Source organism: Guyparkeria sp. (assembly GCF_046540515.1).
Classification (GTDB): Bacteria; Pseudomonadota; Gammaproteobacteria; order Halothiobacillales; family Halothiobacillaceae; genus Guyparkeria.
This window is the reverse complement of sequence record NZ_JBKHFB010000018.1, coordinates 1-22,719: the sequence shown is the minus strand read 5'-3', so window position 1 is coordinate 22,719 and position 22,719 is coordinate 1. Positions and strand designations below refer to the sequence as shown.

The 22,719-nt window shown below is 67.3% G+C and carries 16 protein-coding genes; 8 read left to right on the top strand and 8 right to left on the bottom strand.

Going from position 1 to position 22,719, the window contains the following annotated elements; all coding sequences use genetic code 11:
- Positions 1-10: 10 nt before the first annotated feature.
- Positions 11-2,239, bottom strand: a complete 2,229-nt coding sequence (locus ACLFRM_RS03940) for a tRNA(Met) cytidine acetyltransferase TmcA (RefSeq protein WP_410754415.1) — start codon at positions 2,237-2,239, stop codon at positions 11-13.
- Between the two features lie 40 nt (positions 2,240-2,279).
- Entirely contained in the window at positions 2,280-3,857 is a 1,578-nt protein-coding gene (locus tag ACLFRM_RS03935) for an inorganic phosphate transporter (protein WP_410754414.1), read from the bottom strand.
- 131 nt (positions 3,858-3,988) lie between these two features.
- On the opposite strand from ACLFRM_RS03935, the gene recQ reads away from it, so the two are divergent.
- From recQ to ACLFRM_RS03915, 4 genes are all read left to right on the top strand, one after another.
- Positions 3,989-5,794, top strand: a complete 1,806-nt coding sequence (gene recQ / locus ACLFRM_RS03930) for a DNA helicase RecQ (protein ID WP_410754413.1) — start codon at positions 3,989-3,991, stop codon at positions 5,792-5,794.
- Positions 5,795-5,880: 86 nt separating this feature from the next.
- A complete protein-coding gene (locus ACLFRM_RS03925; protein WP_410754412.1) occupies positions 5,881-6,621 on the top strand; it encodes a hypothetical protein in 741 nt (246 codons plus the stop codon).
- Positions 6,622-6,700: 79 nt separating this feature from the next.
- Positions 6,701-9,811 (top strand): error-prone DNA polymerase, encoded by a 3,111-nt coding sequence (locus ACLFRM_RS03920; protein ID WP_410754411.1) that lies wholly within the window; start codon positions 6,701-6,703, stop codon positions 9,809-9,811.
- Positions 9,812-10,332: 521 nt separating this feature from the next.
- Positions 10,333-11,247: an alpha/beta hydrolase gene (locus ACLFRM_RS03915; protein WP_410754410.1), complete on the top strand. Its 915-nt coding sequence runs from the start codon at positions 10,333-10,335 to the stop codon at positions 11,245-11,247.
- A 131-nt stretch (positions 11,248-11,378) separates the two neighbouring features.
- On the opposite strand, the gene ACLFRM_RS03910 is transcribed toward ACLFRM_RS03915, so the two are convergent.
- Genes ACLFRM_RS03910 through ACLFRM_RS03900 form a run of 3 tightly spaced genes read right to left on the bottom strand, consistent with a single transcriptional unit; the run spans position 11,379 to position 13,644 of the window.
- A complete protein-coding gene (locus ACLFRM_RS03910) occupies positions 11,379-11,789 on the bottom strand; it encodes a CBS domain-containing protein (protein ID WP_410754409.1) in 411 nt (136 codons plus the stop codon).
- Positions 11,779-12,126: a P-II family nitrogen regulator gene (locus ACLFRM_RS03905; RefSeq protein WP_410754408.1), complete on the bottom strand. Its 348-nt coding sequence runs from the start codon at positions 12,124-12,126 to the stop codon at positions 11,779-11,781. The genes ACLFRM_RS03910 and ACLFRM_RS03905 overlap by 11 nt, the downstream gene beginning before the upstream one ends.
- 15 nt (positions 12,127-12,141) lie before the next feature.
- Positions 12,142-13,644, bottom strand: a complete 1,503-nt coding sequence (locus tag ACLFRM_RS03900) for a DUF1538 domain-containing protein (protein WP_410754407.1) — start codon at positions 13,642-13,644, stop codon at positions 12,142-12,144.
- 136 nt (positions 13,645-13,780) lie between these two features.
- Here ACLFRM_RS03900 and ACLFRM_RS03895 point away from each other — a divergent pair, with 136 nt between their 5' ends.
- The 3 genes from ACLFRM_RS03895 (at position 13,781) to ACLFRM_RS03885 (ending at position 16,311) form a co-directional block, all read left to right on the top strand.
- Positions 13,781-14,680, top strand: coding sequence for a universal stress protein (locus tag ACLFRM_RS03895; protein ID WP_410754406.1), 900 nt, complete (start codon positions 13,781-13,783; stop codon positions 14,678-14,680).
- 106 nt (positions 14,681-14,786) lie between these two features.
- Positions 14,787-15,722, top strand: coding sequence for a histone deacetylase family protein (locus ACLFRM_RS03890; protein ID WP_410754405.1), 936 nt, complete (start codon positions 14,787-14,789; stop codon positions 15,720-15,722).
- Positions 15,712-16,311, top strand: a complete 600-nt coding sequence (locus ACLFRM_RS03885; protein ID WP_410754404.1) for a uracil-DNA glycosylase family protein — start codon at positions 15,712-15,714, stop codon at positions 16,309-16,311. The genes ACLFRM_RS03890 and ACLFRM_RS03885 overlap by 11 nt, the downstream gene beginning before the upstream one ends.
- A 15-nt stretch (positions 16,312-16,326) precedes the next feature.
- Here the strand turns inward: ACLFRM_RS03885 and ACLFRM_RS03880 are convergent, their stop codons facing one another.
- Both ACLFRM_RS03880 and ACLFRM_RS03875 read right to left on the bottom strand, forming a co-directional pair.
- Entirely contained in the window at positions 16,327-18,048 is a 1,722-nt protein-coding gene (locus tag ACLFRM_RS03880) for a potassium/proton antiporter (protein ID WP_410754403.1), read from the bottom strand.
- Positions 18,049-18,157: 109 nt separating this feature from the next.
- A complete protein-coding gene (locus ACLFRM_RS03875) occupies positions 18,158-18,463 on the bottom strand; it encodes a hypothetical protein (protein WP_410754402.1) in 306 nt (101 codons plus the stop codon).
- 128 nt (positions 18,464-18,591) lie between these two features.
- On the opposite strand from ACLFRM_RS03875, the gene ACLFRM_RS03870 reads away from it, so the two are divergent.
- Positions 18,592-19,461 carry a WYL domain-containing protein gene (locus ACLFRM_RS03870; protein ID WP_410754401.1) on the top strand — a complete coding sequence of 290 codons (870 nt, stop codon included), beginning with the start codon at positions 18,592-18,594 and terminating at the stop codon, positions 19,459-19,461.
- 486 nt (positions 19,462-19,947) lie between these two features.
- On the opposite strand, the gene ACLFRM_RS03865 is transcribed toward ACLFRM_RS03870, so the two are convergent.
- Positions 19,948-22,719: EAL domain-containing protein (locus ACLFRM_RS03865; protein ID WP_410754400.1), on the bottom strand; the 2,772-nt coding region annotated here is incomplete at its 5' end.

Here is a 22,719-nt window from a genome sequence, read left to right as displayed (position 1 = left end):
CAACGCCTGATCAATGGCCGTTTCCGATCGCGTCGCTCACGACATGGTCCAGCGCATCGAGCAGGTCGCCCAGAGCTTGTCGACAGGCGGCCTCGACGGCCCGTTGGCCGCTGAGGTCGAATCGGTCCGCCAGCATTCTCTCGTCCCGCAACTGCAGGATACGACCAATCAGCAGCGCACGTCGATCACGGTCGACGACCCGCATCGCGGCCGGTTGCGTCAAGGCCGGGGGCAGCCACGCGCGCAGGGGATCGAGTGCGGCATCCAGGTGGTGGCGGTGCCGGGCGCAGGCGACCAGTTGGCGCCAGGAATCGGTGTCCAGGGCGGGCAGCGGACGGGGTCTGCCTGCGGCGAGCAGGGCGGCGAGGCGCTCGGGATCGACGTGGCGCAACGGCCCGGCGGCCTGAGCGGGCAGGCGCGCCACGAACTCCGCGGCTGCACGTTCGACTGCCGACTTGCCCTCCGCCGTCAGGCCCATGGCCATGACCACCGCCTCGCGCCCCGAGGCGTGGTCGCGATGCTGGCCGAGATGCAGCACCTGCATGCCGGTGGCCGCCCAGAAGGCGACCAGGTCGTCGTCCACGCCGAAACTGGCACCGATAAAGTCCCGTCCCTCGTCACGAGCGGTCGCGCCGATCGCGGCCACCAGCTCGCTTCCTGCCCCCTGGCGGCGTGCCGCCGGATGGACGGCGATGCGCTGGATGCGTCGCCCCGTCAATCGTGGCCAGTCCGGCCAGCCGGCGTGGGCGGCGAGGGTCTGCGGTATCAGGTGGCCGCGCGGTCGGCGCTCGCCGTGAAAGACCGCCTCGGCCAGCTCGCCGGGGAGTCCGCCCTCGTCCTGGGTGGCGGCGGTGGCGATGACCGTCCGGTCGATGGCTTTGCCGGTCTCGATCGACCATAGCTGGCTCGCCGGGCCGTCCAGCAGCTGGCACAGGTCGCGCGGCGTGGTGCGATAGTGAGCCGCCACCAGCAACCCGAACCATTGCCCCAGGCGGCGCTCGTCGGCGGCCAACTCGCGTGGATCGAGCCGTGTCGGTGGGTCATGCGCTTGTGATGCACCGGCCGCTACGGTCTTGGCCGGTTCGGCATCCAGCAGCAACAGTCGGTCGACCAGCGGTTCGAGCGGGTCGCCCGGGGACCAGCGCAGGGGCGTGGTCATCCGGTGGTGGTGCACGGAGACGGCCAGCGACTCGAGTCGCGGCAGAAAACGCAGGGTAAAGCCTCGGCCGCTGCCCTCGTAGCCGTGTTCGGTGGTGGCGAAGACGCAGCGACCGAAGGTGGCGAACAGGGCCTCGAGCACGGACGCCGGCAGGGCGGCGGCCTCGTCGATCAGCAGCAGCCGGGCCTGGGGCAATTGTCCGCGAGCCTGATCGAGCAGCACGTCGGGTGGCAGGAAGCGCAATCGGTGGTCGCCGACCCGCATGGCCCCGTCGTCGTCGGTCGGCGCCCCGGTCGCCTCCTGCAGGCGCTCGAACAGCGGGTTGACCGTCTCGCGCCTCGGTGCGGTCACCAGCACGTCACCGAGTCCCTCCTCGAGCACGCGGGCGGCGGCCAGCCCCAGCGCCGAGGTCTTGCCGCGTCCGCGGTGCGAGCGCAGCACCAGGGGGCGGCGCGGGCGTCCCCGGGCCACGGCCAGGATGCGATCGACCGCCTCGGCCTGGTCGGGGGTGCGGCAGGGTGGAGTTGCCGCCGGTCGCAGGTCCCGGTCGGCCGCAGGCGTCGGTGGGAGTGACAGGGGACGGTCCTCGACGATCCGCCAGCAGATCGGTGCCTCGCCCAGGAGGCGTGTCAGCCGTTCGCGGTAGGCCGTGCCGGCATCGGTGGACCGGAAGGGATAGGGCACCAGGCGGGCCATCTCGACATCGTCCCGGCCTGGCCAGTCGGCCAGCGGTGGGGTGATCAGGACCAGACAGCCGCCGGCACGCACCCGGCCGGCGGCTGCTCCCAGTGCGTCGGGGTCGAAGCCGCTCATGGCGTTGACGATCACCCGCTCGCTTTCCCCGCCCAGTGCCTCGGCCGCCCGCCGGAACGAGAGCGAGTCGACCCCCGCCGGGGCGTCGGGGCCGATCCAGAGCGTGTCGTCACCGGCGCTGGACTCGGCCAGGGCGTGGCCCTGGGCGAGCGCCCAGCCTGGCGAACCGCTGACGGTCACGGGCAACCGATGGCCGGCCCGCTGCCACGCGGGCAGCGCGGCATCGAGCCGGTCGGTCAGGGAGGGATTGGCCGGTGAGCTGGGCATGGGGGCAGTGTAACGGCCCCGGCGCCCGTCTGTGGTCCGGTCAGCCGCCCACGGCGATGCCGCGGATCATGAAGAAGAACATCGCGGCGAGCAGGGCGGCCGCCGGGACGGTGATCACCCACGCGGCGATCACCTTTAGCATCAGCGAACGCTTGACCAGCTCGCGCTTGTACATCTTCTTCAGACTCTTGCGCTGGCTCTTGCTGATGTGTGCCTCGCGGCGGGTGCTCTTGTCCTTGAGTTCCTGGAGCATGCGCTCCTTTGCCTTGAGCGGGGCGGCGCGGAAACGCTCGAGGTATTCCTGCATCACCTCGTCGTCGTGAGCCTCGGGGTGCAGGTTGCGCACCTGCTGCTCGAGCCGGTCGTAGTTCGACTTGAGGTATTCGCGCAGGAAACCCACGCCGAACACCGCACCGATGGTGACGTGGGTGGTCGAGACCGGCAGGCCGAGCTGCGAGGCGAGGATGACGGTCAGCGTGGCGGCCATGGCGATGCAGTAGGCGCGCATCTGGTCGATGTCGGTGATCTCGTGGCCGACGGTGCGGATAAGCTTCGGCCCGTACAGGGCGAGGCCCACGGCCAGGCCCAGCGCGCCGATCAGCATGACCCACAGCGGGATGGCGGCCTCGGCGCCGGTGCCGGCGTTGGTGAGTGCATCGTTGATCGCTGCGAGCGGGCCGACGGCGTTGGCCACGTCGTTCGAGCCGTGGGCGAAGCTCAGCAGGGCGGCGGCGAAGATCAGCGGCAGGGTGAACAGGCGGTTGACGCTGGCCTTGCTGTTCTCGTTCATGCCCTCGGCGGCCCGGGCGACAATCGGCCGGACGATGACGAACACGATTGCGGCGATGACCAGGCCGATCAGCGCCGCCCCCAGGAATGGGATCTCGACAATCTTCTTGATTCCCTTGACCACCAGGTAGGTGCCGAACGCCCAGGCCATCAGGGCGAGAAACCACGGCACGCGTTTCTTCGCGGCCGTGAGCAGGTCGCCCTGGTAGGTGATGCTGCGCTTGATCAGGTAGAGCAGGCCGGCGGCGAGCAGGCCGCCGAGCAGTGGCGAGACGATCCAGCTGGCCACGATCTGGCCGACGGTGCCCCAGTTGGCGATCCCCCAACCGGCCGCGGCGATACCGCCGCCCATCACCCCGCCGACGATCGCGTGGGTGGTCGAGACGGGCGCACCCAGCGCGGTGGCGAGATTGAGCCAGATGGCGGCCGCGAGCAGGGCGGCCATCATCAGCCAGACGAAGGTCATCGGGTCGTCGATGGCGGCCGGATCGATGATGCCGCCCTTGATGGTGCTGACCACCTCGCCGCCGGCGATGATCGCGCCGGCCGCCTCGAAGATCGCGGCGATCACGATCGCCCCGCCCATGGTCAGGGCCTTCGAGCCGACCGCCGGGCCGACGTTGTTGGCGACATCGTTGGCGCCGATGTTCATGGCCATGTAGGCGCCGATCACCGCGGCGACCACCATCACGAGGCTGACGTGGCCGTGGGTGAGCCAGGTGAACAGTGCCACCCCGATCACGAACAGCAGGGCCACGCCGAAGCGAAGCAGTTCGCGCCGGGCCGGCTTGGCCACCTTGTCGAACGCGTCCATCTCGTTGAGATCCATATCGAATCCGCCTGTCACAATGTCATAAAAGGCGCACGTTAGCGGACGGGGGTGGCTTCGTCCATTTCCCGAGTGCGGCGATGGGTCTTGGGCGGTTTCCTTCCGGGACCGAATCTGGCCCAATAGCCGGCATGCCACGAACTCCCCTCGACATACTGAATACCGTCTTCGGCTACGAGGACTTCCGCCCGCCACAGGGCGAGGTGATCGAGACCGTCCTCTCCGGGCGCGATGCCCTGGTGCTGATGCCCACCGGCGGCGGGAAGTCGCTGTGCTACCAGGTGCCGGCGCTGTCGAGCCCCGGCACGGCCATCGTGGTCTCGCCCCTGATCGCGCTGATGCAGGACCAGGTCGCCGCCCTGCGCGAGCTGGGTGTGGCCGCGGCCTTCCTGAACTCCAGCCTGTCGGCCGAACAATCCCGCGAGGTCTTTCGTCGGCTGCATGCCGGGGAGCTGGATCTTCTCTACCTCGCCCCCGAGCGGCTGATGACCCCCGCGGCGCTCGAGCGCCTCGCCGGCCTGCCGATCAACCTGATCGCCATCGACGAGGCGCATTGCGTCTCCCAGTGGGGCCACGACTTCCGCCCGGAATACATTCGCCTGGGCGAGCTGGCCGACCACTTCCCGAACGTGCCGCGCATCGCGCTGACCGCCACGGCCGACGAGGCGACCCGCGAGGAGATCGTCGAGCGCCTGCGACTCTCCGACGCGCGGCGCTTCGTCTCCGGCTTCGACCGGCCGAATATCCGCTACCGCATCAGCCAGGGCAGCGGTGGCAGCCGCGACCGGTTGCTGCGCTTCATCCGCGAGGAGCATCCGAACGAGGCGGGCATCGTCTACTGCCTGTCGCGCAAGAAGGTCGAGCAGACCGCCGACTGGCTGACGGCGCAGGGGCTGGTGGCCCTGCCGTACCACGCCGGCCTGTCCGCCGATCACCGCCGCGAGGTCCAGGAACGCTTTCTCGCCGAGGAGGGCGTGATCGTGGTGGCGACCATCGCCTTCGGCATGGGCATCGACAAGCCCGACGTGCGTTTCGTCGCGCATCTCAACCTGCCCAAGAGCATCGAGGCCTACTACCAGGAGACCGGCCGGGCCGGCCGCGACGGGATGCCGGCGGATGCCTGGATGGATTACGGCCTGCAGGACGTCCTCACCCTGCGCCAGATGATGGCGGGCTCCGTAGCCGACGAACGCATCAAGCGCATCGAGCGGGCCAAGCTCGACGCCATGCTCGGGCTGACCGAGGAGACCCGCTGCCGTCGCCAGTCGCTGCTGGGCTACTTCGGCGAGACCCTGGCCGAGCCCTGCGGCAACTGCGACAACTGCCTCGAGCCACCCGAGACCTGGGATGCCACCGAGGCGGCGCAGAAGGCGCTGTCCTGCATTCATCGCACCGGCCAGCGTTTCGGCGTGAACTACCTGGTTGCCGTCCTGCGCGGCGAGGTCGACGAGCGGATGCGCCGCTTCGGCCACGACCGGATCTCGACCTTCGGTATCGGGGACGAGTTGTCGGCGACGGGGTGGCGCGGGCTGTTCCGCCAGTTGATCGCCCGTGGGCTGATCGCCGTCGATGCCGAGGGCCACGGCGGCTTGCATCTCGACCCCAGTGCCCGCGCGGTGCTCCGAGGCGAAGAGCGCCTGCACCTGCGCCCGGAGAAGAAGCGCCGGGCGGCCGCGCGCGGGGCGAAGCCGGGCAGCACACCGGTGCCGGTGGAGGACGAGCCGCTCTGGGATTCGCTGCGTGCGCATCGAAAGACCCTGGCCGAGGAACAGGGCATCCCGCCCTACATGGTGTTCAGCGACGCCACGCTCAAGCACATGCTCGAGGTTCGTCCGAGCCGCCTCGAGGAGATGGCGGCCGTCAGCGGGGTGGGCGAGCACAAGCTGGAGAAATACGGCCAGGATTTCCTGCGCATCCTGCAGGCCCACGCGGGGTGAAAAGGCGCCATGAACGGGTTGAGTTGTCGGGAGTTTCCCAAGATGATCGCGGGCTTGCCCGGAACCTCGATGCCGGGGGCAAGCACATGACCGCAGAAGACAACGCCGACAAGCCGAGTGATCGTCCCCAGCGAGGGGTGTTCCGCACGGCCGATCTCCCGTCGGAGCAGCGAAACGAGGCATGGAACGCCATTGCCGGTTCCTTTTTCGATCATGTCGTGCCGCTGGTGGACAAGGCCATGGACGGCGAGATCCATTCCGACCTGCTGGGCAGCTGGTCGACCTGCACGATCCGTTTCAACCCGCATTCCTACGCTCGACGCAAGGCGCGTAGTCCCGAGGAAGGTCTCAACCACTACTTCATCCAGCTCTATCGCCGCGGCACGCTGCACGGCGAATGCGCCGGTCATGGCGTCTACGTCCGCCCGGGTGACATCCTGATCCTCGATGTACGCGAAGCGCTGACATTGCGGGCCTCGGCGGGGGAGATCGTCACCCTGATCATTCCCCATGCTGCCATCGAGCGACTACCGGACGGTCTTCACGGACTGGTGCTGCGTCACGAGGACGTTTCCACGCGCCAACTGGCGTTTCGTTTCGAATCCCTGCAGGCCCAGGTGGCGGACATGAGCCCCGAGGAGATCGAGGCATCGCAATCGGCGATCCGCGAGGCATTGATCACGGCGATCGACCACACCCTGAAGCAAGCCGATCTGCCGGCACAGCAGGGCGCTCCCGGCAAGACGTCCGAGGAGATCGCTGACGATACCGCCTCGTTGCGTGCGGTTCAGGACATCTTGCTCGACTGGTCCGGTCGCGACGACTGAGCCGTTGCCGGCATCCGGTCGGCCCGGGAAGGGGTAACGGCCGGCTTGCACAAAAGGTGTATGAATATACAGTATCGGCATGAACGCCCATGCCGAGCTCTCCGCCCGTTCCAACTTCAGCTTTCTCGCTGCCACGTCCGACCCTGAGCGGCTGGTGGCGGTGGCGGCCGCGCGCGGCTACGCGGCCATCGCCATCTGCGACGAGTGTTCGTTCGCCGGGGTGGTGCGTGCCCACCAGGGCTGGCGGGCGTTGCCGGAGGCCGGGCGACCGCGGCTGATTCTCGGCACGCGGCTGGTGCTCGAGGAGGGCGACACGCTGGTGCTGCTGGCCGCGAGCCGTGCCGGTTATGCCGCGATCAGCCAGTTGATCACCCGCGGGCGCCGGGCGGCGGCCAAGGGCGCGTATAGGCTCGAACGGGCGGACGTGCTCGGGGGGCTGAGTGCCGGGGTGCGGGTGATCTGGCAGGTGCCGCCCGGTGAAGCGATCGCGCCGGGCTGGCTGACGGGCGCCGGTATCCGGCCCTGGCTGGGCGTGGTCGCCTGGCTCGACGGGCGGGACGGCCATCGGTTCGCGGCGGCCCGGCAGCTGGCCGAAGAGCACGGCCTGCCGATCACGGCGCTGGGCGACACGCTGATGGCCGAGCGGGAGGAAAAGCCGCTGCTGGACGTGGTCACCGCCTTGCGGCATCGCGTGTCCGTGATGGAGGCCGCCGACCGCCTGCCGTCGAATGCCGAGCGCCACCTGCGCCCGGTCGAGGCGCTCGCCGAGCTGTTTCCGGCCGCGTGGCGGGCCGAGGCGTTGCGCCTCGCCGAGTCATGCCGCTTCTCGCTCGATGAACTCTCCTACGAGTACCCGCTCGACGACATCCCCGACGGGATGACCGGCGCCGAGCAGTTGCGCCGCCTGACCTTCGAGGGCGCGGCGACCCGCTGGCCGGACGGCATCCCCGAAGGCGTGGTCGCCCAGATCGAGCGCGAGCTTGCCATCATCGAGGAGATGGCCTTCGAGCCGTATTTCCTCACCGTGCACGACATCGTGCGCTTCGCCCGCTCGCGCGGCATTCTCTGCCAGGGACGCGGTTCGGCGGCCAACTCGGCGGTGTGCTTCGCGCTCGGCATCACCGCGGTCAATCCGGCCGAATCCTCGATGCTGTTCGAGCGCTTCATCTCGAAAGAGCGCGCCGAGCCGCCGGACATCGACGTCGACTTCGAGCACCACCGCCGCGAGGAGGTGATGCAGTACATCTACCGCCGCTACGGCCGCGACCGGGCCGCGCTGGCGGCCACCGTGATCCGCTACCGGCGCCGCTCGGCGCTGCGCGACGCCGCCCGGGCGCTGGGCGTGGGCGAGGACGTGACCGAGCGCGTCAACGAACAGCTCGCCTGGTGGGACCGCGAGGTGGACGCCGACAAGCTCCGTGCCGCCGGCATCGACGGCAACCTGCGCCAGATCCGCTGGTGGCTGGCCATCGCCCGCCAACTGACCGGCATGCCACGGCATCTCTCCCAGCACGTCGGCGGGTTCGTCATCGCCCGCGGGCCGCTGGCGGATCTCGTGCCGGTGGAGAACGCCTCGATGGCCGACCGTACCGTGATCCAGTGGGACAAGGACGACCTGGATGCCGTGGGGTTGATGAAGATCGACGTGCTGGCCCTGGGCATGCTTTCCGCGGTGCGCCGGGCGATGGAGTTGGTCAATCATCACCGCCCGCGTGACCGGGAACTGGCGCTGTGGTCGATCCCGCGCGAGGACCCGGCGACCTTCGAGATGATCAGCCGGGCGGACACCGTCGGCGTGTTCCAGATCGAGTCGCGCGCGCAGATGAGCATGCTGCCGCGCCTGCAGCCCCGCTCGTTCTACGATCTCGTGATCGAGATCGCCATCGTCCGTCCCGGCCCGATCCAGGGCGAGATGGTCCATCCCTACCTCAAGCGCCGCCAGGGGCTCGAGCGCGAGGAGTATCCCAACGAGGCGATCCGGCGGGTGCTGGGTCGCACGCTCGGGGTGCCGATCTTCCAGGAGCAGGTGATCGAGCTGGCCATGGTCGCCGCGGGTTTCTCGGCCGGCGAGGCCGACCAGTTGCGCCGGGCGCTGGGGGCGTGGCGCAAGCGCGGCACGCTCGAGGACTTTCGCCGACGCCTTTACGACGGCATGACCGCGCGCGGCTTCGCGCCCGAGTTCGCCGACCGCGTCTACCGGCAGATCCTCGGCTTCGGCGAGTACGGCTTTCCCGAGTCGCACTCGGCGAGCTTCGCGGTGATCGCCTACGCCTCGGCCTGGCTGAAATGCCACGAGCCGGTGGCCTTCTACTGCGCGCTGTTGAACAGCCAGCCGATGGGATTCTACGGCCCGTCGCAACTGGTACAGGACGCCCGCCGCCACGGCGTGACGGTGCGGCCGCCCTGCGTGGTGACCAGTGGGGCCGAGAGCACGCTCGAGTCACTGGGGGAGAAGGGCGGCGCGGTCGAGACCCATGCGCTGCGCCTGGGACTGGGGCGCATCCACGGGTTGTCCGGGTCCGGCATCGAGCGCCTGCTGGCCGCCCGCGACGCGATGGCCTTTCGCGACGTGGCCGACTGCGTGCGCCGCGCGCGACTGGATGCCCGCGATCGTCGCGCGCTGGCGCATGCCGGCGCCTTCTCGGCACTGGAGGCCAACCGCTACGCGGCACACTGGTCGGCAAGCGGCATCCCCGCGGCCATGGACCTCGAGGCCGGGCTGCCGGCCGATCACATGGTGGCCGAGCCGTCGGTCGAGTTGCCTGCGCCGAACCGGGCCGAGACCATCGTCGCCGACTACCAACGCCTGGGGCTGTCGTTGAACGGCCACCCGCTGGCCCTGCTGCGCGAGCGGTTGCGGCGATTGCGCCTGCGCCGCAGCGACGAGCTGAAAACCCGCCACGACGGCGCGCACACCCGCTACTGCGGGCTGGTGACCATGCGACAGCGCCCCGGCACAGCCAAGGGCACGGTGTTCCTGACGCTCGAGGACGAGGCCGGCACGGTCAACGTGATCGTCTGGCCGGACCGGGTGGCCGAGTACCGGCAGGTGGTGGTCAATGCCCGCCTGCTGGAGGTGCGCGGTCAGTGGCAGCAGCGCGACGGGGTCGCGCATCTCGTCGCGCGGATGCTGGTCGATCACAGCGACTGGCTGGGCGCGTTGCCGACCCGCTCGCGGGACTTTCATTGAGCTTCCCCGCGACCATCCGGCGGGGCTAGGGGGAGCCTGTCATCGTTTCGTCACGCGAACAGCAATGCGAAACGTTTGCATTTGCATAAATGGCCGCTATACTGATCCCGTCAATTGAGAACGAAGGGGCTGGTCGAGTCAGCCAAACCCCATGCGCATATCGACTCAATCGACTCATTCACTGACCCGGGAACTCCTGAATCTCCTCTCGGTCATAGGTCTGAGTCACGTTGAGAAGCTTCTTCGTTCTTCATCGACTCCTCCTGCGGTGAGTTTGCGGGCAGGTTTGTTCCCACGCGGAGCGACCTGCCCATTTTTTTGTCTGCCCGATTCCCGTCGGCGCTGGTCACATGATCATTCACCCCGGCCGGCCATCGACCATCCCCACGGGATCACCGCCGTCGATGACATGCGATTTCGTTAGCTTGTGAATCCGTTCGTGGGCTCCACGGCTGGGCAGGGTCGCTGCCGCGAACTAGACTCCCTCGCTGGATGATTGATCCACCAAAGGGGAGACAACAATGAAAACGACGACCAAACACATCGCCGCCGCAGCGCTGTTCCTGCCGATGGCGGTCGGGTTCGGCCCGATGGCGCACGCCGCCGACCGGGTCGAGCTTGAACACGATGACATGACCCTGATCGGCCACATGGAGATGGCGCCGGACAGCGAGGTCGAGGACGGCGTGGTGCTGATGGTCCACGGCACCCTGGCCCACGGCCAGATGGAGATCATGCGCGGCATGCAGGAATTGCTGCGGGATGCCGGCTACAACTCGCTTTCGATCAACCTGAGCCTTGGCCAGGATGCCCGCGAGGGCATGTACGACTGTGATTCCACCCACCGTCACAAGCACGAGGATGCGGTCGAGGAGATCGCCGCGTGGGTCGGGTGGCTCAAGGACGAGGGTGCCGAGCGGCTCGCGGTGCTGGGGCATTCGCGCGGTGGCAACCAGGTGGCGCGCTATCTCGCCGAGCAGGCCGATCCGACGGTCGACAAGGCGGTCCTGCTGGCGCCACAGACCTGGTCCGAGGGTTACAACGAGAAGGATTACGAGTCGAATTACGAGACCGAGCTCGCCCCGTTGCTCGAGAAGGCCGAGGCACTGGTCGGCGAGGGCAAGGGTGACGAGATCATGGAAATGGATTTCATCTACTGCCCGGATACCCGTGCCGCGGCCGCAAGCGTGGTCAGCTACTACCGCGAGGACCCGCGCATGGACACGCCCACCGTGCTGGGCGAGACGTCGATCGAGACCCTGGTCGTGGTCGCCGGTGCCGATGAGACGGTCACCGACCTCGAGGAGAAGATGGAAGAGCGGGTCGAGGACGATCACGTCGAGATGACCGTCGTCGACGGTGCCGACCACATGTTCCGCGATCTGTTCCTCTATGACGCGGCGGACGCGGCCACCGATTTCATCGGCTGGCAGTAAGTCGCGGGATCGCTGGCCCGACACGCCGGCAGGTCAAGCAAGGGCGGGCCCGCGGGCCCGCCTTTTTCGTGGCGCTCCCCGGTCGGTCGAGCCGGTGGCCCATCCCGGGGTTGAATTACTCCGGGCCGGGCTTACTTCTCGGCGAGGTCGAGCACCGATTCGACGATATCGCTCATGGTGACCAGGCCGACCAGATCGTCGTTTCGCAGCACGATCACGCGTCGGATCGACTGCGACACCATCAGGCGGGCGGCATACTTGACCTCCATCCCCTCGGGCAGCGAGATCGCCGGCTTGCTCATCACGTCGTAGACGTTGGCCAGGTCGATATCGCCATCGTCGGCCACGATCGTCCGCAGAATCGATGTGTAGGTCAGAATGCCGTAGGCGTCGTAGGCATGAGCCTTCTCCACCACCAGTGACTTGACGCGGTGCTGGCGCATTGCCTGGAGGGCGTCGCGCAGGCTGGCCATCGGCGAGATGGTGACCACCTCGCGTTCCATCACGTCACCGACGAGGCGCGGGCGGGTATCAGAGGTCATCTTTGACGTTCTCCTGGAAGCGTTGTACCTGGCGGTTCTCGATGCCGGCGATGTGTTCGAGGGGCAGGGTGAAGACCACGCCGCGCGAGTGCTCGGCCAGTTCGAGCTCCTGGGTCAGCGCCTTCATCACCTTGAGCGACAGCGTGCGTTCGAGCACGAACAGCAACACCGACTGACTGCCCTCGTAGGTCAGCCCGAAGAAGGTCTTCTTCTCCTCGGCGCCGATGCCGCGGGCATCGAGCAGGGTCACGCCGCCGGCACCGGCGGCCTTGGCCACCTCGATGGCCTTTTCCTCCATGTCCTCGGCGAGAATGGCGACCAGTACGGAAAATCTCATCGCGGTAGGTCCTCTTTATGTCGATGTGTCGTTCGGTGGCCGGCTTGCCAGCCAGCGGTTGGCGAGATCGGCGAAGATGGCGTAGCCGAGCACGGTCACGATCGGGAAGATCGAGGCGAAGGCGATCAGGCCGAAGCCGTCCATCAGTGCATCGCGCCCGTCGATTTGCGTGGCCAGGCCGATGCCCAGCGCGGTGACCAGCGGCACCGTCACCTCGGAGGTGGTCACCCCGCCCAGATCATAGGCCAGGGCGATGATGTAACGCGGCGCCAGGAATGTCAGCAGGATCACCAGCGCGTAGCCGCCGATCACGTAATAATGGATCGAGTCCCCGGCGAGGATGCGATGCACGCCGATGGTGATGCCGATCGCCACGCCGATGGCGACCAGCAAGCGGATCATGCTCGCGCGGATCTGGCCGCGCGCGGCTTCCTCGGCCTGGTTGCCGATGGCGATCAACGCCGGTTCGGCCATGGTGGTGGCAAAGCCGATGGCGAAGGCGAACAGGTAGAGGAAGACCACGTTGTCGCGGGCGATCAGTTGGTCGGCCATGCGCTCGCCGATGGGGAACAGGCCGAGTTTCAGGCCGACGACGAAGGCATACAGCCCCAGGACCACCAGCAGAAAGCCGATCACCACGCGCTTGAGGTGCGGGATGCGCTGGCGGAGGATCGCCAGCTGGAAGAACAGCACCGCAGCGATGATGGGCAGCACGTCGCGAATCGTGATCAGCAGGCCGGTGAGAATGCCGAGCGGGTCGAGCTCGGCCGACTTGTCGCCGCCCTGTGCAGCCAGATCTGGGCTGTCGCTCCCCGGGTCGACGCCGACGATCTCGAACACGTAGATGCCGTAGGCCTGCACGGTGATCATCGGCACCATCACGGCAAGTGCCACCAGACCGAAGCCGTCGGAGAGCACGTTGCGCCCGCTGATCGAGGCGGCCAGCCCCATGCCGAGCGCGGCGATCAGCGGCACGGTGACGATATTGGTGGTCACCCCGCCCGAGTCATAGGCCAGGCCGACGATCTCTGGCGGGGCGAACCAGGTGATGGTCACCACCAGGATGTAGCCGACGATCATGAACCAGTGAATCGGCCAGCCGAGCAGGGTGCGTAGTACGCCCAAGGCCACCACCAGGCCCACCGAGGTGGCGATGATCAATCGCAGGGTGAGCGCGTCGATATGGCCCTGGCTGATGGTCTGGGCCTGTTCGGCCACCGCGATCAGGGCCGGCTCGGCGATCACCGCGGCGAAACCGAAGGCAAAGCCGAACGCGAGCAGCAGGGGCAGCGACCCGCGCCGGGCAAAGGCATTCGAGAGGCTCTTGCCGATGGGAAAGATGCCCATCTCCAGGCCCTGCAGGAACAGGGCGACCCCGACGACGACCACGCCCAGGCCGATCAGGATGCCCGCCAGGCCCTCGGGCACCGACTGCAGCACGACAAGCTGAAACGTCGCGACCACCAGCACGATCGGCAGCAGGTTGCGCCCGGCGTGCAGCAGGGTGTGCCAGAACATCGAAAGTTCGCGCAAAACCGTAATCGCTCCCCGTGGTGGAACGCACCGTGCACACGGTGCCGCATGCTTGTCATGAGGCTGATGACGCCTGATGATACCTTCCAATCATCGCCCACGCCGACCCAAGGAGCGACCGATGGCCGAATCCTGCCCCATCCTGATTGCCAGTGACCTCTCCGATGCCAGCGAGCTGGCGGTGACCCGGGCGACGCAGTTGGCCGCCCGCCGCGCCTGCCCCCTGATCGCACTGCACGTCATCCAGGAAGAGCCCTTGTGGTGGGTGGTCAAGAGCCGTGATCTCGACCCGGACGATCTGCGCGGCGAGTTGCTCCAGGAGGCGCTCGCCGGACTCAAGACCCAATTGCAGGAGGCGGCGGGACGCCTGGGCATCGAGCCGCCCGACTCGCAGGTACAGGCCCGCCTGGGCAAGCCGGTGGCCGTGGCCAGCGAGATGGCGGCCGCCATCCATGCGCGCCTGGTGGTGGTGGGCGCCCACGGGCGCCATGCGGTGCGCGACTGGTTCATCGGCACGACCGCCGAGAAAATGGTACGCGCCGGCAACGTGCCGGTGCTGGTCGCCCGGGTGGAGCCCACCCACAGCTACCAGAAGGTGGTGGTCGCGATCGATTTCTCCGAATCGAGCCGGGCGGCCCTGCGGGCAGCACTTGACTGGGCGCCGCAGGCGCAGTTCACCCTGGTGCACGTATACGAGACCTGGTTCGAGACGTACATCGCGCCGGCGACCTACGAGCGCCTGCGTGACGAACAGGAGGAGGCGCTGCATGACCGGCTGCGCGAGTTCGCCCACGAGGCGGGCGTAAGCAGTGACCAGGAGCCCGACTACCGCGTGATTGCCGGTCATCCCGGCACGGCGGTGATCGACGCGGCGGTCAATGCCCACGCCGATCTCACCGTCTGCGGCACCCAGGGCGAGACCGGCCTGCGTCATTTGTTGCTCGGCAGCGTCGCCCAGCACATCCTGCGCGAATCCAGGGGAGATGTGCTGACCGTGCGGGCCAGCGACGAGGAAGTGTGACGATCGGTAGTCAGGGCATCCGATCGATCGGCGCCTTCCTTTACAACGGCCGGTTCGGGTGCTTGATTTGATCGATGCCCGCCCAGTTCTCGACGAGGAATCCACCATGCTCATCTACAGTCACCCGGTCTGTCGGAAGCACGAGAACGAGAACGACGTCATGCTGCCGCACCCGGAGCGTCCCGAGCGCCTGGATGCGGTGGAGGCGGCGATCGAGCGGTTTCCGGCGGATCGATACGAGGCGGTCGAGGCGCCGCTGGGCGAAAAGAGCGACTACGAACTGGCCCATGATCCGCGCTATGTCGAGGCCATATTCAGTCAGGCACCCACCGATTCCGGCGTGCTGCGCGTCGACGGCGATACGTCGCTGAACCGGTACACCATCGAGGCCAGCCGACGCGTGGTGGGGGCGGCCAAGGCCGCCGTGGACGAGGTCCTGTCCGGACCCGAGCGACGGGCCTTCCTCGCGACCCGGCCGCCGGGGCATCACGCCGGGCCCTGTCAGCCGCGCGGCTTCTGCGTGTTCAACAACGTCGCGATCGCGGCCTACTACGCCATCCGTCACCACGGGCTCGAGCGGGTGGCGATCGTCGACTTCGACGTCCACCACGGTGACGGCACCGAGGAGATCGTCGCCAACAGCGACGCGGTACGGTTCTTCTCGGTGTTCCAGCACCCGTTCTACCCCTATTCGGGCATTCCGCCGCTCGCCGACAACTGCTTCCCGATCGGCCTGCCCAACATGACCGACGGCGAGGCCTTTCGCAAAGGCATTGAGGAATCGGTCTGGTTCGAGACACTGCGCGACTTCCGCCCGCAGCTGCTGCTGTTCTCCGCCGGTTTCGACGCCCACAAGAACGATCCGCTCGGCGGCTGGCTTCTCGAGGACGAGGATTTTGCCTGGCTTACTCGCGAGGCGATCGCGGCCGCCGGCGGCGACGACCTGCCGGTGGTCTCGCTGCTGGAGGGCGGTTACGACCTGGAAGGGCTGGAGGACTCGGTACTGGCCCACCTGAAGGCCCTGGACGGGGATGCCGGCTGAGCCGATCGCACTCGAGCAACTCGAGGCGGAGATTCGGGCCTGCCGGTTGTGCGAGGCCGAGTTGCCGCTCGGTCCGCGGCCGGTGTTCATCGCCCGGCGCGAGGCCCGCCTGCTGATCGCCGCGCAGGCCCCGGGGCGGCGCGTGCACGAGACCGGCCTGCCGTTCAACGACCCCAGCGGTGACCGCCTGCGCGACTGGCTCGGCATCGACCGCGAGACCTTCTACCACCATCCGGCCATCGCCATCGTGCCGATGGGGTTCTGCTTTCCCGGCACCGGCCGGGGCGGGGACCTGCCGCCACGGCCCGAATGCGCCCCGACCTGGCGTCGGCCGCTGCTGGCGGCCATGCCAGAGGTGGAGACCACGGTCGTGATCGGCCGCTATGCGCTGGGCTGGCACCTGGGGCTCAAGGGCGGGCAGCGCGTGACCGATCTGGTCGCCGACTGGCGCCGCCTGGCCCCGGTGCACTTCCCGCTGCCCCATCCCAGTCCGCGCAACAACCGTTGGCTGAGAAACAACCCGTGGTTCGAGGACGAGGTCGTGCCGGACCTGCGCGAACGGGTCGCGCAATTGCTCGGCACGCAATGAGCTCGGCAACCCGGCTCACTCGCGGAACTTGAGGCCGACCTGGGTAATGGTCGGCCCGTCCATCTCCCGGACGGTCAGGCTGACGCGGTCGAGGTCCACGGAATCACCCACCACCGGCGGGTTGCGCAACAGCGCCTTGATCGCCCCGTCGAGGGTCGCCTCCTGCAGTTCTTCCGGCGGTTGGATGCCGTAGACCTGGGCGAGATCGGCGACCCGGGCCCCGCCGCGCAGCGAGAAGGCGCCGAAGAAGGTCTGCTCGGCCAGATCCGCCTTCTTGCGCCGCTCGCCGGTGAAAAAGCGGTTGAGGTCGTTGATCATGTCCTCGGGGATGATGGTCAGCACGATATCGCCCGACTGGAAGCGAAAGCCCGCCTCCGCCTTGCGCAGGGCGAGATTGCGCACCACGCCGGCGATGGTCACCGACTCGCCGAACGGCATGCGTTCCGGCCCGGCCCCGTCGGCGTCGGTGTGTTCGCCCACCACGAACTGCACCAACTCCAGGCGCGGCTCGATCGGCAGGTTGAGATCCGCCCGCTGGCGCGGCTCGGCCAGCGGCGGCACCTCGACACGCAACAGGCGCGCGGCCAGCGGCACGGTGCTGCCCTGGATCAACAGCGAGGTGATCACCACCACGTAGGCGATCTCGAAGAAGCGTTCGGCATTCGGGATGCCGTAGATCATCGGGAACAGGGCGAGCACGATCGGCACCGCACCGCGCAGGCCCACCCAGGCGATGAAGGTGGTCTCGCGCCAGTTGAAGTGAAACGGCCACAGCCCGATCCAGATCGCGAGCGGTCGGGCCACCAGCAACAGGGCGAACGCCAGGATCAGCGCCGGCACGATCTGGTCGATCACTGCGCTGGGCGTGACCAGGAGCCCCAGGATCAGGAACATGCCCGCCTGCGCCAGCCAGGCCAGGCCGTCCATGATGCGCAGGACGTGGAACGTGCCCCGGTTGCGCGCCGTGCCGATCACCAGCCCCGTGAGATACACCCCCAGAAAGCCGCTGCCGCCCAGCTGGTTGATCAGGGCGAACGACAGCAGCCCCCCCGAGGCGATCAGCAGGGCGTAGAGTCCTTCGGCCAGCTCGATTCGCCGCAGCACCTCGCGCAGCAGGAAGCCGAATGCCACGCCGAGCACCGCGCCGATGCCGAACTGCTGGACCAGGAAGACGAGGATCCACGGGTCGAGCAGCGACTGGCCGGCGGAGATCACCTCGAGCAGGGTGATGGTGAGGAAGATCGCCATCGGGTCGTTGATGCCCGACTCGATCTCAAGCGTCGACCCGACCCGTTCGTTCAGCCTCGTGCCGCTGCCCTTCAGTAGCGAGAACACCGCCGCGGCATCCGTCGAGCCGATGATCGCCCCCATCAGCAGCCCGTAGTACCAGTCGAACCCCATCAGCCAGGTGGCCAGTGCACCCATGGCCCCGGCGGTGATCATCACGCCGATGGTGGCCAGTGACAGGGCGGGCCGGAGCGCGACGCGGAAGGTCCGGATGTGCGTGCGCAGGCCGCCGTCGAGCAGGATGATGGCCAGCGCGAGGTTGCCGATCAGGAACGCGGTCTGGAAGTCGTCGAACTCGACGCCACCGATGCCGTCCTGGCCGGCGAGCATGCCCACGCCGAGGAAGATCAGCAGCAGGGGGAAGCCGAAACGCGACGAGGCCATGCCGGCGAGAATGCTGGTGAACAGCAGCAGGGCGCCGAGCAGGATAAACGAGTTGGTCGCGTCCATGGCCTCGATTCCGGCGTGGGTGGTCGGCCTTCAACTATACGCGAGGCCTCCCGTCGAGCGGACGCGGGTCGGTGACGCCGTGGGGCCCGTGACCCCGTGGGCGGGGGGGTCAGCTCGCGGTGGCGAGAAAGGCCGGCGGGGGGAGAAAGGCCCGAACGGTGGCCGGCGCGGTCGGTTGTGGCGCCGTCGATTGGGGGAAGCGGGCGTCGATCTCTCGGCGCACCGCGGCCTGCTCCGGCAGCAGCGGCAGGTGGCCGCCGGCCAGCATCTCCACGGCATCCGACAGGCCCAGTCGTTCCAGGTGCTGGGTGGGGGCCTCGAGGAAGGTCTCGAGGTCCAGCCCGGTGGTCGACAGCCGGCAGGCGCGGAAGATGTTGGCCCAGAAATCGATCACGTCGTCGTGGTAGGTCTGCATGGTGGCGCTCCTTTCGTTGACTGCCTACAAACTAGGCATGTCCAGATAGTATGCACACAATCTGGACGTGTCAACAAACTCGCGTCATTTTTATTGACATACCCGTGGCCGGGCGGAGAATGGGCACCATGAACGCCGCCACGACCATCGACGACCTCAAGTGGGATCTGCGCCAGCGCCTCAAGCTGCTCGAGTGCACCCTGTTGCTCAACGGCTGGGTGCGCACCCAGGCCCTGACCGATACCTTCGGTATCAGCCGGGCTCAGGCATCCAAGGACTTCGCGGTCTACCAGTCACTCGCCCCGGACAACCTCGTCTACAACCGCTCGCGGAAGGTTTACGAGCCGGGCGAGCGCTTCGCCGCGCGGTTGTTGTCCGGGCGGACGTCCGAGTTGCTGGACGTGCTGGGCGCCTTGCCGGGTGAGAATCGGCCGGTGGTCGCGCTGGCGGCGGCCGGGCCGAACGTGGAACTGCTGCGTCCGCTCGAGCGGGAACTGGACCTCGACATCCTGCGGGCGGTGTCGGCGGCGGCCAGCAACGGCCATCGGCTGCGGGTGGAATACCAGTCGATGCGTCGCCCCGAACCGCGCCCGATCGAGCTCTCCCCGCACACGCTGGTTTTCAGCGGGTTTCGTTGGCACCTGCGGGCATTCAGTCACGAGCACGAGGAGTACCGCGATTTCGTGCTGGCGCGGATGGCGAACCCCGAGCCGCTGCCGGATCGAGCCGGCACGTCGCGCGAGGGAGATGCCGACTGGTTCGAGGAGGTGGAATTGCGCGTCGGCGTGCACCCGGACCTGCCGGGCCCCCAGCAGGCGGTGATCGCCGCGGATTACGGCATGGTCGACGGCGAGCGACGCGTCACCGTGCGCCGTGCACTGCTGCCCTACCTGCTGCGACTGATGCAGATCGAGCCCGAGCGGGAACACCCGGATCCGGTGGTTCAGCAGATTCGCCTGCTCAACCCCGGGGTGGTGGCCCGCAAGGGCTGGGACTGACGCGCGGGGGAGGTTCTAACCTTGTCCGACGCGCTGGCAGCGATTGCCGCCCTGGGCCTTGGTGTGCTGCAGGCCTCGAGCGCGTGGCGGTAAGTCTCCTTGGATGTCCGGCCGGTCTCCAGGTTCGTCACGCCACAGGAAATGGTGATGACCTTCAGGGTGCCACCATCGCGGCGCAACCTGGCGTGTGTCATTCGCGTAAGGATTTGGTCGGCTAGATCTATCCCCGCCGCACCGTTTTGCCCCGTCGTTGCTGCCGCCGTCAAACAGGAGGGTTGTCGGGAGGTGCGGGGCCTGTCGGTCGGCCCGGCGGTAACCAAGGCGTTCTGGACAGATTCCGTTCGTTCGCTATCGCACGCGGGCGGAGCGGCACCCGATTGGCCGTCGCCGTGTTGCTCGAGCACAGCGATGAATGGCAGGCAAGCCGGCGGCACATGAGTCTCGAGAGGCTGGCCGCGGTGCGGATGCCGAATGCCAAACTGACTTTCAGCAGTGCGGCGTAAACGGCGACGAGGCCTGCGGTGCACATCCCGCTCTTACACCATTTGACAGGACACTACCGCCCTCAATTTGGTCGAGCGGGAGGATGTCCTCGGCATTGACCGCACGGCCGAACAGGAACCCTTGTCCGTGGAAGCAGCCTTCCCGAATCAGGAATTGCCCCTGATCGCCGTTCTCCACCCCCTCGGCGAGTACGTCCATCCCAAGGCTGTTCCCTAGCGCGATGATGGCCCGGGCAATGGCCGCATCACTGTTGTCGCCTGTAATCCCCCTCACGAAGGCCTGGTCGATCTTGAGCTTGTCGACCGGCAGTTCCTTGAGCCGGGCGAGCGACGAGTGGCCGGTGCCGAAATCGTCGATGGACAGGCGCACCCCGAGTTTTTTCAATCCCAGCAGGGTATCGACGGCACCTCGATGCTCCACGAGGAATGTTTCGGTGACTTCGAGCTCGAGCGAATCGGGCGGCATGCCGGTCTCCTTGAGAACCTTGTCAACCGTGCCGACGATGTCTTTCTCTATCAGTTGCCGACCCGACAGGTTCACCGCCACGCGACGTGGCTTGCCCTCGGGCCTGGCATGGCTCATCGACTCCTCGCAGGCGCGCCGGAGCACCCACTCGCCAAGCGCCACGATCAGACCGGAATCCTCGGCGACGGGGATGAACTCGCCGGGTGATATCTCGGGCTCGTTCGGTGGGCGCCAGCGGACGAGCGCTTCCGATCCGATGATGGCCCCGGTCCGCATGTCCACCTGGGGCTGGTAGCAAACGACGAAATCCTCGCGTTCCAGGGCAAGCCGCAGGCTGCTCTCGAGGAGCATCTTTTCCCGGCTGTAGTTGGGTGTGCCGGGGCTGTAGACCGTGTGGGTGTTTCTGCCCGATCGCTTGGATTCGTGCAAGGCCGAATGAGCGTGTCGGAGCAGGGTCGGTGCATCTCCGCCGTCCTCCGGTCCGATGGCAATGCCGACCGTCGCGGTCAGCGCCACGTCAACGCCTTCGAGGGAGATCGGCTGGTCGATCCGTTCGAGAAGCGAGCGAGCCTGATCATCGGCTTTCTCGACCGAATCCACCTGGGACAGCATGACGAATTCATCGCCACTGAAGCGTGCCAGCTTGCCACCTTCCGGCACGGCGTCTTCCATGCGTCGTGCGAGTTGGCGCAACATGTCGTCGCCCGCGGCATGACCGAAGCTGTCGTTGACCTGCTTGAAGCGGTCGATGTCGATGTAGAAGACTGCCGCGTGGCCGGAGGCATCCAGCACCTCGCGCAGGTCGTTTTCGAGCTGCCGGCGGTTGGCCAGGCCGGTCAGCGGGTCGTGCCAGGACAGGTAGTGGACCTCCTCCTCGGATTTCTTGGCTCTGGTTATGTCCGAGAAGATGCTGATGTAGTTGGTTACCTCTCCTGTCTCGTCTTCCACGGCGGTGATCGTTTGCCACTCGAGGATCAGTTCGCCGCCCTTGCGCCGGTTCCAGATTTCCCCTTGCCAACTGCCGTTGCATTCAAGTTCGTGCCAGAGGTCACGGTAGAACGCCTCGTCATGTCGGCCGGACTGCAGGAAGCGGGGGTTTCGGCCAATGGCCTCGTCACGGGAATAGCCTGTCAGCCGTTCGAAGGCCGGATTGACCGAAATGATCCGACGGTCGCGGTCGGTTACCACGATGCCCTCGTTTGACCGGTCGAACATCGCCGTGGCCTGCAGGATCTTGGCCTCATTATGCTTGCGCGCGCTGATATCCCTGACCAGCGACATCAGGGCCTGGGTGCCGTTGTAGTCGAACAGCTTGGTGCTGATTTCAACGGGGAAACGCCGACCGCCCTTCGCCTGGTGGCGCGTCTCGTAAAGCAGGTGTCCCGTGCGCATGAGCACCTCGAGCTGGCTACTCGAGCCCAGGTTCTGGGTGGCGTCGGGATCCCGGAGATCCGCGGGGCTGCGGCGGAGCAGCTCATCCCGGGTAAAGCCGTAGCGCTCGCAGGCCACCGGGTTGACCTCGAGGAAGTTCGCGTAGCCGAACGGCTCGACGGGGTGCACGAACACCGCGTCGTTAAGTCCATCGAACAGCGCTTCGAACTTCGACTTCTCCTCGAGTTCGCTTGCCTGAGCTCGTTTCAACGCGGTGATGTCGAGATGCGTGCCGGCGAACTGTTTCGGGCGACCACTTTCGTCCCATTCCATCACCTTGCCCCGGGACAGGATCCAGACCCAGTGACCGTCACGGTGGCGCATTCGGAATTCGACTTCATAGTAGTCGGTCTGGCCGGCGGCGTGAGCGGCCAGTCGTTCGTTGGCGAGGGACACGTCATCCGGATGGACGAGTTCGCGCCACCTGTCGATGGTGAGATGCCGCGGCTCGTTCTCGTCGTGACCGATCAGGGTGAGCCAGCGGTCATTGACGTCGAGCATGTTGGTCTCGAGGTCCCATTCCCAGGTGCCGGCATCGGTTCCGCGGAGGATGTTTTCCAGTCGCCGGGTTTCCCTGTTCAGTTGCGACTCGGTTTCCAGTCGGCGCGTGGCATCCGACATCACCAGCATGTGGCCGACCTGGTTGTCGTCGAGCCCGGGCACCGGGTTTACGGTCAGATCCACCCTCGGACCGTGGGTCTTGTTGCCAACCAGGCGGATGGCCTGAAAGCAGGCGGGGGTGTCGTTCAAGATGGCCGCGCGGAGCGAATCGGCCGCTTGCGCCTTGAGATCGAAGAAGGACGTCGCTGGCCGTCCGAGCAGTTCGGTCCTCGAACCGAGCCCCAGCATTGTCAGCAC

Bases quoted from the DNA above. Each gene is read 5' to 3' on its own strand.
- ACLFRM_RS03940 (WP_410754415.1), bottom strand. From the start codon at position 2,239: ATGCCCAGCTCACCGGCCAATCCCTCCCTGACCGACCGGCTCGATGCC.
- ACLFRM_RS03935 (WP_410754414.1), bottom strand. From the start codon at position 3,857: ATGGATCTCAACGAGATGGACGCGTTCGACAAGGTGGCCAAGCCGGCC.
- recQ (WP_410754413.1), top strand. From the start codon at position 3,989: ATGCCACGAACTCCCCTCGACATACTGAATACCGTCTTCGGCTACGAG.
- ACLFRM_RS03925 (WP_410754412.1), top strand. From the start codon at position 5,881: ATGACCGCAGAAGACAACGCCGACAAGCCGAGTGATCGTCCCCAGCGA.
- ACLFRM_RS03920 (WP_410754411.1), top strand. From the start codon at position 6,701: ATGAACGCCCATGCCGAGCTCTCCGCCCGTTCCAACTTCAGCTTTCTC.
- ACLFRM_RS03915 (WP_410754410.1), top strand. From the start codon at position 10,333: ATGAAAACGACGACCAAACACATCGCCGCCGCAGCGCTGTTCCTGCCG.
- ACLFRM_RS03910 (WP_410754409.1), bottom strand. From the start codon at position 11,789: ATGACCTCTGATACCCGCCCGCGCCTCGTCGGTGACGTGATGGAACGC.
- ACLFRM_RS03905 (WP_410754408.1), bottom strand. From the start codon at position 12,126: ATGAGATTTTCCGTACTGGTCGCCATTCTCGCCGAGGACATGGAGGAA.
- ACLFRM_RS03900 (WP_410754407.1), bottom strand. From the start codon at position 13,644: ATGTTCTGGCACACCCTGCTGCACGCCGGGCGCAACCTGCTGCCGATC.
- ACLFRM_RS03895 (WP_410754406.1), top strand. From the start codon at position 13,781: ATGGCCGAATCCTGCCCCATCCTGATTGCCAGTGACCTCTCCGATGCC.
- ACLFRM_RS03890 (WP_410754405.1), top strand. From the start codon at position 14,787: ATGCTCATCTACAGTCACCCGGTCTGTCGGAAGCACGAGAACGAGAAC.
- ACLFRM_RS03885 (WP_410754404.1), top strand. From the start codon at position 15,712: ATGCCGGCTGAGCCGATCGCACTCGAGCAACTCGAGGCGGAGATTCGG.
- ACLFRM_RS03880 (WP_410754403.1), bottom strand. From the start codon at position 18,048: ATGGACGCGACCAACTCGTTTATCCTGCTCGGCGCCCTGCTGCTGTTC.
- ACLFRM_RS03875 (WP_410754402.1), bottom strand. From the start codon at position 18,463: ATGCAGACCTACCACGACGACGTGATCGATTTCTGGGCCAACATCTTC.
- ACLFRM_RS03870 (WP_410754401.1), top strand. From the start codon at position 18,592: ATGAACGCCGCCACGACCATCGACGACCTCAAGTGGGATCTGCGCCAG.